Origin of the sequence: Nitratireductor sp. GCM10026969, from assembly GCF_042660605.1 — a bacterium.
Lineage (GTDB): Bacteria > Pseudomonadota > Alphaproteobacteria > Rhizobiales > Rhizobiaceae > Chelativorans.
Map to the genome: position 1 here is coordinate 1 of NZ_JBHSUM010000128.1, position 11,937 is coordinate 11,937.

An 11,937-nucleotide genomic window follows, 5' to 3' on the forward strand; every position below is an offset into this window, starting at 1 on the left:
TCTGCCCTGCGGTCCGCACTCACAGACGCCGGCTGGATCATCAGCGAAGTACGTCGGTGCATCGGAAAGCCCAATGACCGGTGGCTGAGCGTTCGGGCGAGTCGGGCGTAACGCACACAGACCTTGCGGAGAAGTTCAGCATTCGGGATGCCTCCATGTCGTGCTACATCGAGACTCGCCGGCGGCGGCGACAGCAACAACGGGTGACGGGCCTGCCTGTGTGAACTCTACCTGCGCTCGAAGGTTTGAATCGATCGCACTGCGGGTGCAGTGATGAGCGTCCTCGGAGCACGTCTTCTGTCGGAAACGCTTGTGCCGACAATCTGACCCGGCAAGCGTCTGCAAAGTGTCCGCTTCCGAGGCTTCCGTCCGGGAAGCGGACAGACAGGAATCCACCCAACCAGAACCTTCCCGTAGCCTCCGCTACACTTTTTCTTCTGAGCGCTGCACTTCTCTGCTGAAATTGACACACCGGACCTATTTCCAGCCGGACATTTGGGCCGCGGGTGCGCTCGTCAAGAAGGGCTACCTGACCGTCGACGAAAGCGCGCAGGAATTCGTGGTCACGCAGGACGGCTGGGGCTTCGTCGCTGACACGCAGGAAGGCCCTGCTCAACTCCGGCGCTGCCAATGTCATCGCCTCGACGGAGGAGAATCTGGAAGCCCGGCTGAAGGAAATCGCCGGCCCAAAAGGTGTGCGTGTCGTGTTCGATCCGATCGGCAGCCCGATATTCGAACCCCTGACAGCCGCGATGTCGCGCGGCGGCATTCTCATCGAATATGGCGGCTTGAGCCCCGAGCCAACACCGTTCCCGCTGGTCGCCGTGCTGAGCAAGACACTGACATTGCGCGGTTACCTCGTGCACGAGATCGTCGGCGATCTCGCGCGGTTGGAAGCCGCCAAGGCATTTATCCTCGACGGGCTGATCTCGGGGTCGCTTCAGCCGGTAATCGCCAGAACCTTTCCTTTCGATGAGATCGTCGAGGCACATCGCTTCCTGGAATCGAACAATCAGTTCGGCAAGATTGTCGTGACGGTTTGACCGATCCTGCACTCTCCCGGTTTGCGCACCGCGAAAAGGGCGGCGGTGTCCGCAAGGCCGACGACGATCACTCGGGTCCAGCACTGAACTTCAACTTCCTGAGATTTTCGCTATTGGGCACGGGCGCACACTACCATTGGTCCCCGCCATTGCCGCGCGGGCGGCTCTGCAACCCGAACCAGCAATGTCGCCCGCTCTCGCTCCACGACTCTCAATGCACTGACATTCCACCTGGACCCATCAGTGAGGCCGGTCAGCAAATCCTTTATCTTCATCATATTGAGGGTTACGCGACCTGCCGGGACAACAGCTACGACAACCTCATTGTCTTGTGCCCGACTTGCCATAATACCGCACACCGGTCGCCCGGCCAGCTCACATTCGCCGTCACGCCTAACATGTTGCGGTACAATAGCTTCATCAGTCGGCAGGTCCAGCTACCGTTGGATCGCATCTTACCGCCAGCAAGAGCACAGTCGCTGAGATAGCCAAGCGAAACCGCCGCAATGCGAATGACGTAGTCTAGCCGATACCCGCCATCCGGCTGTCTTCCTAACAAGAACCCGGTCGGTGTTGTCGTCCGTCTCGCCCTCTGGATCGAGTAGGAAGCGCCACATAAGCTGCCGTTCCTGCCCATCAGTTGGATGACCGGAGACGACCGCAAGCCGCCTTTACGCTGTTGGAGATGCCTTGCAGATGCCAGGGCGGTTGGCCCGACACGCTCATCGAGAGTTGCATCCCGACCCAACCAATCAGCGGCACCAGGATACACAGCAGAAACACAGCGATAACGGCATACTCGCCGGTACTTCCCCCGTCGGCAACCGGCAGATCGGAGACGGCGTTTGCCAATGACGGCTGTAGCTCGACATCGAGCGTATGGTGTTCGCCGCTCCATCCACGGATTTTCAGATTCAGCCGACATGTATCCAGGCGCTCGTCTTCCGGGCAGGCGCCGCGCACCAGCAGCCGGTCGGCAAGGCGCCGGGCCGGGCGGGCCGCCGCCGGATTGTCCGGATCGCCGAACCAGAAAACGGCCTGCTCGAAATTCGGCCGCTCGGCGCCGTCGAAGACGATGCTCACGGTGCGGCGCGCGGTCGGGGAGGAAGAGGGGTTGAACCCGGTGAGCGATACGTCCCACGGCCCGAGCTTGCCCTGCATCAACGGCGCGATACCGACGGGACGCTGGGCCGTTCGCAGGATATCGCCGGCGAAGGCCCAGGTGCCATAGGCGCTGGCCGCCAGCAGCGCCACCGTCGGGGCTACCGCCATTGCCGTGGCAAGCCTGCTGCCCCGCGCGTTGTTGCGGTTCTGCCGCAGCCGCAGCCAAGCGCCGTAGAGGCCGGCAAGGATGGCGCCGGACAGGAAAAGGCCGGCGACAAACCAGACGATGCGGCTGGTCAGCCCCGCAAAGGTTCCGAAATGCAGCGGATCGGCGGTTTCGATCCAGCGTTCGAGCGGCCCGAGTTCCTCTGCCCGCCGGATGCTGAGCACCGCGCCGGTATAGGGGTCCATCTGCACCTGGTTGGCCCGGTCGCGCACCAGCCATGCAGCTGCCTGGCCGGTGAAGGCCAGGGGATCGTCGGGACGAAGCGGGAGGGTGATTTCGGTCACGGCGAGCTCCGGATAGGCCGCTTGCGCCAGCCGGGCGGCCTGATCCAGATTCAGGGGCGTCAGCGTATCCGGCCGGTCGCGCAGCATGTCGGCGTCCATGCGCACGAGCGGCGCCTCCTCGACGAGATTGCCGCTGTCGTGCAGGATTTTGGCGGCCAGATACCAGATGCCTGTCAGGCTCAGCACAATGGTGACGACAAGCGCCCATATGCCGGCCAGCCGATGGATGTCCGACCAGAACAGCCGCCGGCTGCGGCCCGTGCGCAGGGTCACGAAGGCCCGCCGCCAGCGCTTGAGCGACAGGAGGCCCGTGATTGCGCCGATCAAAAGCGGGATCGCCAGAAAGCCGGTGATCAACGTGCCGTGAAGCCACAGATTCACCGGAACGATGTAGAGCTGCTTGTGGAAGATGCGAAAGAAGCTGACGAGATCGAAGGTGCTTCTCTGCCCCTGGATTTCACCCGAATACGGGTCGACCAGCACCCACCTTACGTCCGAAGGCGAATAGCCGATCAGGACGCGCGCCACCCACCGCTCGCCCCGCGGAGCGACCAGATACAGGACCGTGGCGTGCGGGTAAGTCTGTGCAACCCGGTCGTGCATCTCCTGCCAGGAGATTGTCTCGTGTTGGCCGGCGGCCGGCGGTTCCGCGCGCACTGCGGGGTCGGCCAGCCATTTCAGCTCCGGGCTGAACACCGCCATCGTGCCGGAGAAGCAGACGACGAACAGCACGAAGCCGAGATTGAGGCCGATCCAGGCGTGGATGCGGAACAGGATCTTGCGGCTGGCCTCAAGCATTTATTGCGCGCCCGGGGCAATCAGAAGCGCAAGGATAACGATCCTGTGACCGTCAAAGGTTCACCGGGATGCGCGATGGCACGGTCGCTGGCGCGCGCGATGTATTCCCTATCGAAAAGATTGCGCACGTTGAGGGCAAACTTCATATTGTCCAGATTGTACCAGAGTGCCGCATCGGCAACGACATATGGATCGAGTTCCAGGCTGCTGTCGAACTGTGCGGTCCTCGTGCCAACGTAGCGCACGCCGCCACCGAAACCGAGACCGCTGAACCGGCTGCTCTCGCCGAAATCATAGGTCAGCCACAAGCGCGCGGCGTGGCGAGGCACACCGCCGAGTGGGCCGCCGACCGAAGCCGGATCGCCGGGATTTTCCAGAACCTTGCTGTCGGTATAGGCATAGTTGGCGAGAACATTGACATTGTCGGTCAACGCCCCGGTCAGGTCGAACTCGAAGCCGCGGCTGCGCTCCCTCACGCCCGGAAAATAGGCGTCTTCTCCGGTCGCGCTCCAGTAGGCCTCATCCCAGACCGCAACATTCTTCTTCTCGATCTGGTAGACCGAAGCGGTTGCCAGCAGCCGGTCGTCGAGGAACGACGCCTTGATGCCTGCTTCATATTGCAGCCCTTCCTCAGGTGAGACCGGGTTCCCGTTCCGGTCGATAACGTCTGCCCGGTGCGGCTCGAATGACTGGCTGACGCTTGCATAGGCCGAATATTGGTCGGTGAACTGATAGAGCAGCCCCGTCCGGCCCGTGAACGCCTGCTCATCGACATCAGGCTTCACGACGCCGTCCCACACGCCTTCCAGATGGTAGATGTCGTAGCGCCCACCCACCAGCAGCTTCAGCCGGCCGTCCTCCAACAGAGACATCTGATCCTGCGCATAAAGCCCGGCCCATTGCGTCTCGCCGGCAACGACGTCCCTCGGCTGGCTTGCCGGCGGGTCGAAATCGATCGTCATGTCGTCGCCGATGGGGATCGGCGCCAGGTTCTGCCGGAACCGGCGGAAGTCGAATTCCTGATAGGTCAGGTCCGTACCGAGAAGCAGTTCGTGATCCACCGGGCCTGTGGCGAATTTCGCGGTCGCGTCGAGCACGAACTGGTATTCGTCGTCCGTCCGTTCCTCATGCTGGTAGCGGACGCCGAGAACCTCGACACCGCCTATGTTCCCTATGCCCCGCGAGCGGATGGATTCGTTCTCGCTGTCTGCGCGGTGGAACTGAAGCTGATTGCGTATGCTCCAGACGTCGTTGAATTCATGGGTCAGTTGATAGCTGGCCGAATAGTTGTTGAGGTCCCGGCCGGCAAGATCCGGATTGCCGACAAAGGTGCTGATGGGAACCAGCGGTTCGCCGTCCTCGCTCAACGGTATGCCAGTGTCATAGGGTTGTTTCTCGCGCGTCCAGGACAGATCGAACAGCACCTCCGTCTGGTCCGTCGGTGTCCACAGCAGGCTGGGCATCACAGCGGCCCGCTCAAGATCCATATGATCGCGGAAGGAGCCGCTGTTCGTATAGGCGGCATTGAGGCGATAGGCCAAGGATCCGTCTTCAGTGAGAGGCCCTGTCAGATCGGCGGTGGCGCGATAGAAGTCATAGCTGCCGACCTCCTGCTTTAACTTATAGGCTGCCGTCTGCTGCGGCCTCTTGGTGATGTAGTTGATGACACCGCCGGGTTCGAGCGCGCCATAAAGAATGGAACCCGGCCCCTTCAGCACTTCCACCCGCTCGACATCCACAAGATCGACGGTTCCTGCCGATGTCGACCGCATGCCGTTGCGCAGCAATGTCGAGGACTCGAAACCGCGTATGATCGGCAACACCTCGCTCTGCGCGTTCAACGTGTTGCCCGCCTGTTGAACGCCGCTGACATTTTCATAGACGTCCTTCAGGTTCTGCGCCGCCTGTTCCTCGATGACCTGCGCCGACACCACCTCGATCGAAGCCGGGATCTCGATGATTGGCGTGTCCGTCTTGGTAGCGGAGGCCGAGCGCGATGCTTTGTAGCCATCCACCGGGCCATAGGCGCTCTCGCCCCACACCTGAAGCCTGTCCAGCAGGGTCGAGCCGTCATCAACCGCAGCAGCGCCTGCATCCGCGCTTGAGGGATCGTAAATGCTAACCGTCGTGGCGTTGGTAAAACGGTAGCTCAGCCCCGTTCCCTGCAGAATGCGCGCCAGAGCATTGCCGGGCGCGACGGCGCCGGAAACACCGGGCGAGCGCCTGCCCGAGGCGATCTCCGGAAGATATGTGACCTGAAGTCCGGCTTGCCGGCCGAAGGCGGCGAGCGCGTTTGCGAGCGGGCCGGCCGGCACATTGAATGCCGTCTGCTGCTGGCCTTGCGCATGAGCCCTGCCTTGCATGGCGGCCGTCATCGTCCCGATTCCGGTTGACGCCAAAATTGCTGTGATCAGCAACTGCTTTCCAATATGCCTCGTTGCGTCGACGCCTTTGCTCAGCCCCATGCCGTGTCCACTCCCTGCTTCGCTTTTGTTGGGAGGGCTGGACGTCTGGCAGCGGCTAATGCCAACCCCTATTGTCGTAAAACGAACGGGGTTCGCGGATTTTCTCCCTTTGATGTTATTTTTTCAGATCGGGGAAATCACGGTGAGCCAGGGCGAGAGCTGACGAACCTTGCCACCATGAGGATGGGCAACGGCCTGGAGCGCCGCGATAGGATTGTTGAGATCGAACACACCGCTGATACGGCGTGCGCCGAAACGCGGATCGGCGATCATAATGCGTCCCTTTTGCCAGCGCCCGATCTTCGCAACGACGGAGGCAATGGTTTCCCGCTCGGCGACGATCATCCCCTCGCGCCATGCCGCGACCTGGTCAGTGTCGAGCTGGCCGCGTTCCACGCTGGAAGAGCTTTCGTCGAACGATAACCATTCGCCTTGCCCAAGACGCGCCTCGGGCAGTGAAAACCTGTCCTTGATGGCCACGGCGACGAGGCCGTGATTGACGGCAACATTGAAAAAACCGGCGTCCCTGCTGACATCGAAGGCCGTGCCCAGAGCGGTTGCCGTCATATCGTCGGCCACAGCCCGAAACGGGCGTGCGCTGTCCGGCGCCACCTCGAAGAAGGCCATGCCGGCAAGCAGTTCGACACGACGCGCAGCTGGCAGGAAGAGTACCTTTATGGCGCTGTCCGGCCCGAGCGTGACATCGGTTCCGTCGGCGAGCGTAACGCGGCGCAACTCCGCTGTCGTTGTTATGTGGTCAGCCCTGGAGCGGACAAGCAATTCCGGCCCGTAGAGTACGGCGCCCGCCGTAGCCAATCCGGCGGCTCCCCCGAGGATGACCTTGCGGCGGGAAATTCCCTTCCCCGCACGACCGGACTGGCGCTTCTCCTGCAGCACCACACCCGTCATGCCGTGAATCTCGGAAGCTTCCACCCAGGCCGCCTCATGCGCCGGACTCCGCGCGCGCCAGCGCCGAATGAGGTCGCGCGCGACCGGGTTCGCGGGGTCGTCCTGCAGGCGGATGAGGAGGTCGAGCGCCTCCTCGAAGAGCCTGTCGCTGTCCGGCGTCTCGTGATGCATCGTTCCCGCCCGGTCATACAGCCGGTCCCAAGGCTGAGCGTCGAATATCGTCCTATATTATGTGCAACGAACGGGAAGCGGCAATTTTCTGCCTGTGCAGATGGCTACGCCGCCTCGTCCTTCAGGCAAGCGCGCAGATGAAGGTAGGCGTGGCGGACCAACGTCCAGGTACGCGACGTCGAGAGCCCGAGTTCGGCGGCCACCTCGTTCAGCGTCTTGCCGCCCATGCGGTGCATCTCGAAGGCCCGGCGCGTGCGCTCGGGTAGATCTTGCAGCGCCCTTTCGACGACCATCACCCGCTGACGGTCATAGACGATCGTCTCCGGGCTTGGAGACAGATCGGCGATCTGCTGGAACTCTTCCTCCGGAAGGTTGACATGCTCCACGCTGCGTTCACGGCGTTGGAGATCCACGGAAAGATTGCGGGCAACCTGATACAGATAGGCTCTCGGATTGTGGTCAGTTCCCTTGGGCGCAGCCGTCATCAGGCGCACAAAGGCGTCCTGCATCAGATCGGCCGCCGTTTCGGGACTATGGCCACGACGCCGCAAGGAACGATCGATCTCGCGTGCGTGCTTCACGAAAAGGTTCTGAAGATCCCACATCAGCGAATTTCGACAGCAGCAACGGACGAACGATCGGCAACGGGCAACGGCATATCCGGCCCGAATGTGTCCGGTGACATCGGTTTCACGGCTTTGGGAGGAATATTGGTGCTTGTCATGGGACGACTGCCAACCAGAACGGGAGATGATGCCGACATGCTGACACAGGTCAGCACGTGGCTAGTCGCTCATAGGCAAAATTGAATCTTGCAGCAATGGCAACGGTTTAAGCTGATCCGCCGAGTGATGGCGGTGGCAGGTGCCCCGTCCTCAAGGATTGATGATTGTTTTCGTCAAGTTTTTCATGGGCATGTGCGAAAACTGGAGTGGCCACCAGTGCCCGGCTCCCTCTACAGAAGCGGAACACATTTCTTGGACCTGTGGCATAAGCAACACAGAGGTGGTCCAGCGTAATGAGACGGTTTGGCGGCCTGGCCAAGGTGTACCCGGGTTGCTTCTATGCCGCCAATTGCCATTTCCAACATGGACCTTGTCGGGTCTCCTGCCACCGAAGGATGAGTAATTCGGCCGAAAACGTCTGTATGTCTGTCTCTCTCACATCGTTCGACCCACCATTATCGTAGCTGTCGCCGACGCGAGGATTCGAAGGGTCAATAACCAGTACTTTTCCACTCATGTCGGTGAAAGCGTCGGCGGCCGACGCATTGAATCAACGACCTCGCGGATTGGCGCCACGGATTACGAGCGTGGCTTTGGCCGCGCGAAGATCTTCGTCTCTCTCACAACGCTGCTAAATCCTGTTCCTGGTGCGACCACGACCTCCAGCGTGGTCGCTGGCGATGTCCGCTTTTGGTGCACCGTCGAGACCGTTGGAATGACCGATATTGGGGCGCATTCCCGCCATACCAGGCCTCAACGTATTCGTGTGGCAATCATTCGACCGAAAGCGATTCGAATTTCTCCGCCGAACGCCGCCGTTTTCTACGCTTTTCTGCGCGCGGGCCGTCCTCTACCAGATGCAAGGGCGTACGCTCGGCGGCTATAGCGTATTGCGGAGGGTAATCGGCGGTATTTGGCGCACCCGACAGGATTCGAACCTGTGACCTCTGCCTTCGGAGGGCAGCGCTCTATCCAGCTGAGCTACGGGTGCGGGGGCAGTAGCGGCCCGCACGGTCTACATAACCGAACCGTTCCGCTGCATCAATCTTGAATCTATGCCAGTTCTCGGACGCCCGGCGCACATCGCTCATCTGCGCCCCATCCAAAAGCCGCGCCACGAACAATCATCCTGCACGGCATTAACACCTCCGGCAAAAGCCAAAGTGTTGCCCATGTCCGGTACAGACGTCACTCATGTCTCGGGCCGCTCATGTGCGGCTGCGCGACTGCGTACACAGGCAAGGACTGCCATCAGCCGCGTCGCCGCCTCCGCCTCTCTGCAATTCTTCCTTCCGAGAGGGTCTCCCGGGGCGCACGAGGTTTCTGACGGGAAAGTTGGGCTGCTGCGCTAGCGTGTGTTTTTGCTAGTGCTTCCCCCGGCGCTGCGGCGGCTTGTGCTGCCGGCCGCCTTGCTGGGTCTGCCGGTCGCCTGTTGACCCGCGGCGCCCGTATCCTGGCCCCCAGCCTTCTGGCGTTCCGCCTCTTCCTTGCCTGCGCTATAGGCCTTTGAAGCGACGTCCTTGGCGCTGTCGAGGCCATGTCTGGCCGTCTCCTGCATGCGACCGCGCACGCTGTCCTCGTAGGGTTGCAGATATTCCTCTTCCGCCCGCGTCCGCGGCATGAAGGCGCCTATGGCTGCGCCAAGTGCGATCCCCACTGCGCCTATGATAATTGGCTCCTGGCGAAGCGTGTGGCTGATCGCCCTCTGCGCGCGCGTGCCTGCGTCCACCGCCGAGCGGCCGGCGCCGCGCGCCCGTTGCCCGATATGCTGCCCGCCCTCGGCCATCGAGTGGGTCGCCCCGGAGGCGCTTTCCGCGGCGGACGCGTAGGCGGAGCCGAACTTCTCCCCCACCGATCCCGCGGCTCGGGAAGCGGCATGCATCGCGCCACCGGCTCTGTCTTTCACCGATGGCTGCCCCTGCCCGCTCTTCGGAACCGGTGCCACGCCCGTTCGCGGCAAGCCGTGGGTGTCCTGCCACATCGCGTCCGTATCCGAAGCGTCCGGCTCTGCGGCGTGCTCCCGCCGCGCCTGGGCGGTGCCCGCCCCGCTTCCCATGATAAGCCAGGCAACCCCGGTGCCGATCAGTGCAAGCGGAAGGGGATTGTCGCGGATCTGGTTCTTCAGATTGTGAACCGCGGTGGCCCCGTCCGAATCTCTGAAATAGGAGCCGACCTCGTCGATGATCCGACCAGGTGTCAGCCTGTCCTGGATCTTATGCGCGGTGTCGATCATTCGGTCGCGGGCCGCCTCCGCCTCGCGTTCCAGTTCGGCCGCCGATCTCGGTGTCATCGTATGTGTTCCTTCATTGTCCGCGCATCTTCGGCAACCTGCTCCTGAGTGCGGTCGGGCATCAGATTTGCCGTCGCCATGTTGGACGTGCCACGCCGCACCAGGAACGCGCCCAGGACGGCGACGACCACGCCCACGAGGAGGGAAGCCCACCCGGCTCCGAGGCCGAGCTCGGCCAGCGCCACAACCAGCGCCTGCAGCAGGATCAGGAGCGCCGCCAGCAGGCAGACACCTCCCGCGAGGACCTCGATCGCCCCGTTGCGCACCTGATCGATCTTCTCCGACATCTCCGTACGCAGCAGACGGAACTCCGTACGCACGAGCGTGGCAGCCTGATCAGCAAAGTCGGAGATCAATGTGGTGATCCCGCGTGCTTCGGCCTTAAGATTCATGGCGACCTCCTCCGAGGTGGTTGGCAGTGCTGTCGCGCGGGTCGTCTCTGCTGGTGCGGGCAGACTGCGTCGTGTCCGACACGCTGCTCTGCGCGATCCGTCCCAGCGCCATGCCGACCAGGACCGAGCCCGCGAGGAATGCCCCGGGATGCTCGCGCCCGAAACGCCGCACGTCGCGGATCATCTCGTCGAACTGCTTTCGCCCGAGTGCGCTGGAGAACTGCTCCAGCCCGCCCGCCGCTTGGCCGAGAAGCTGCGCGGCCGGGCCCTGGTCCTGTTCTGCCAGTTCCGCACTGGCGCGGCGGATGGCCTCGGCAAATCCGTGCAGGCTGTCGGAGGCTTGCCGTTTCGCCTCATCGGCCTGGTCGAGCGCTTCCTGTTTCATATCCGTTCCCATTTCGGCGGCCGAATCCTGCATCGTCTCCGCCGTGCCGGAGCCTGCGCTGCGGTTTTGCCGCTGGTCTTGCGAACTGCTCGCCATCTGAACGCTCCCTACGCCAATCCGAGAAAGGACAGGATCGCGAGGATCACCACGATGAGGCCGATAAGATATATGATGGAATGCATGGGGCTCTCCCATTCTACGGTGCACCTAACCCCAGCGAACCGCATAGGTTCCATCAGACGCCCCTCTCTGGGAACTGCACCACAACGGGCTTGCCTCGCGTGCTTTCGGCGACAATGGTTTCGTGACCTGCCCCGCATCGTTGCCGCCCGGCTCACGGTAGCCCGCTTCTTCCTCGCCGGCCTGGCAGGCTCCCGCGCTGCAATTTTTCCTCCGTAAGAAAATTGCGGAACCGGGAATCCTCTCGATGGTTAGGTGCATGACGATCCGCCGAGAACGGATCGCGAGTAGCCACCGATGATTCCGGTGAGCTGAAGCCCCTATCCTCCCAGGGCTGACAGCGGAAGGTCGCCCCGGTTCGCGCCGGGGCGGCCTTCTCCATTTGCGGGCTTCCCCGGCACTCCGGTCTGGGCTACAGCCCGGCTGACGCAACAGGTCCGGCCACGACAGGAATGCAGCACCCCGACACCGCAAACGCGCCGCTTCTCCTCGGCATCGATACGGGCGGCACCTACACCGACGCGGTTCTTTACGACGAGGCCGCGGGCGTGATGGCCAAGGCCAAGGCGCTGACCACGCGGCACGACCTTGCCGTGGGGATTGCCAGAGCGGTGGACAAGGTGCTGGCCCCCGGAACCGGGGGGCGTGGAATCGGCCTCGTCTCCATGTCGACCACGCTCGCCACCAATGCCCTGGTAGAAGGCCAGGGCGGGCGCGTGGGGCTGGTGATGATCGGTTTCGAGGAGGCCGATCTGGCACGCGACGGACTGCGCCAGGCGCTCGGGCGGGACCCCGTGCTCTTCCTTGCCGGCGGACATGACGGTCTGGGCAACGAGCGCCCGCTCGACACCGCGCCGTTGGCACCGTGGCTGGAGAAGGTCGCGCCAGCCGTCACCGCCTTCGCGATCTGCGCCTATTTCGCCGTGCGCGATCCGGCGCACGAACAGGCCGTCGCGACGGCCATC

At 62.7% G+C, this 11,937-nt stretch carries 9 protein-coding genes, 1 tRNA gene and 2 pseudogenes; 4 read left to right on the forward strand and 8 right to left on the reverse strand.

What is annotated here, in order from left to right:
• From ACFP9U_RS19420 to ACFP9U_RS19430, 3 genes and pseudogenes are all read left to right on the forward strand, one after another.
• A pseudogene (locus ACFP9U_RS19420) lies at positions 1–111 on the forward strand (class I SAM-dependent methyltransferase); the annotation flags it as partial.
• A 485-nt stretch (positions 112–596) separates the two neighbouring features.
• Positions 597–1,043 (forward strand): annotated as a pseudogene (locus tag ACFP9U_RS19425) (zinc-binding dehydrogenase); the annotation flags it as partial.
• Between the two features lie 149 nt (positions 1,044–1,192).
• Positions 1,193–1,531, forward strand: coding sequence for an HNH endonuclease signature motif containing protein (locus ACFP9U_RS19430; protein WP_378624010.1), 339 nt, complete (start codon positions 1,193–1,195; stop codon positions 1,529–1,531).
• Between the two features lie 148 nt (positions 1,532–1,679).
• Here the strand turns inward: ACFP9U_RS19430 and ACFP9U_RS19435 are convergent, their stop codons facing one another.
• From ACFP9U_RS19435 to ACFP9U_RS19470, 8 genes are all read right to left on the reverse strand, one after another.
• Positions 1,680–3,455: a PepSY-associated TM helix domain-containing protein gene (locus tag ACFP9U_RS19435; RefSeq protein ID WP_378623998.1), complete on the reverse strand. Its 1,776-nt coding sequence runs from the start codon at positions 3,453–3,455 to the stop codon at positions 1,680–1,682.
• A 20-nt stretch (positions 3,456–3,475) separates the two neighbouring features.
• On the reverse strand, positions 3,476–5,830 hold the full coding sequence (locus ACFP9U_RS19440) for a TonB-dependent siderophore receptor (RefSeq protein ID WP_378623999.1): 2,355 nt from the start codon (positions 5,828–5,830) through the stop codon (positions 3,476–3,478).
• A gap of 213 nt (positions 5,831–6,043) precedes the next feature.
• Complete coding sequence (locus tag ACFP9U_RS19445; protein WP_378624001.1) at positions 6,044–7,000, reverse strand: FecR family protein; 957 nt, start codon at positions 6,998–7,000, stop codon at positions 6,044–6,046.
• Positions 7,001–7,104: 104 nt separating this feature from the next.
• Positions 7,105–7,605 carry an RNA polymerase sigma factor gene (locus tag ACFP9U_RS19450; RefSeq protein WP_378624002.1) on the reverse strand — a complete coding sequence of 167 codons (501 nt, stop codon included), beginning with the start codon at positions 7,603–7,605 and terminating at the stop codon, positions 7,105–7,107.
• A gap of 1,034 nt (positions 7,606–8,639) precedes the next feature.
• Positions 8,640–8,716: transfer RNA gene (locus ACFP9U_RS19455), tRNA-Arg, on the reverse strand.
• Between the two features lie 357 nt (positions 8,717–9,073).
• Positions 9,074–10,015, reverse strand: coding sequence for a DUF3618 domain-containing protein (locus ACFP9U_RS19460; RefSeq protein ID WP_378624004.1), 942 nt, complete (start codon positions 10,013–10,015; stop codon positions 9,074–9,076).
• Complete coding sequence (locus ACFP9U_RS19465) at positions 10,012–10,407, reverse strand: phage holin family protein (RefSeq protein ID WP_378624005.1); 396 nt, start codon at positions 10,405–10,407, stop codon at positions 10,012–10,014. Before ACFP9U_RS19465 ends, ACFP9U_RS19460 begins: the two co-directional genes overlap by 4 nt.
• Entirely contained in the window at positions 10,397–10,888 is a 492-nt protein-coding gene (locus ACFP9U_RS19470; RefSeq protein WP_378624007.1) for a hypothetical protein, read from the reverse strand. Before ACFP9U_RS19470 ends, ACFP9U_RS19465 begins: the two co-directional genes overlap by 11 nt.
• A gap of 536 nt (positions 10,889–11,424) precedes the next feature.
• On the opposite strand from ACFP9U_RS19470, the gene ACFP9U_RS19475 reads away from it, so the two are divergent.
• A partial coding sequence (locus tag ACFP9U_RS19475) for a hydantoinase/oxoprolinase N-terminal domain-containing protein (RefSeq protein WP_378624008.1) occupies positions 11,425–11,937 on the forward strand: 513 nt, incomplete at its 3' end.

Coding starts and splice junctions, on each gene's coding strand:
- ACFP9U_RS19435 (WP_378623998.1), bottom strand. CDS start 3,455: ATGCTTGAGGCCAGCCGCAAGATCCTGTTCCGCATCCACGCCTGGATC.
- ACFP9U_RS19440 (WP_378623999.1), bottom strand. CDS start 5,830: ATGACGGCCGCCATGCAAGGCAGGGCTCATGCGCAAGGCCAGCAGCAG.
- ACFP9U_RS19445 (WP_378624001.1), bottom strand. CDS start 7,000: ATGCATCACGAGACGCCGGACAGCGACAGGCTCTTCGAGGAGGCGCTC.
- ACFP9U_RS19450 (WP_378624002.1), bottom strand. CDS start 7,605: ATGTGGGATCTTCAGAACCTTTTCGTGAAGCACGCACGCGAGATCGAT.
- ACFP9U_RS19460 (WP_378624004.1), bottom strand. CDS start 10,015: ATGACACCGAGATCGGCGGCCGAACTGGAACGCGAGGCGGAGGCGGCC.
- ACFP9U_RS19465 (WP_378624005.1), bottom strand. CDS start 10,407: ATGAATCTTAAGGCCGAAGCACGCGGGATCACCACATTGATCTCCGAC.
- ACFP9U_RS19470 (WP_378624007.1), bottom strand. CDS start 10,888: ATGGCGAGCAGTTCGCAAGACCAGCGGCAAAACCGCAGCGCAGGCTCC.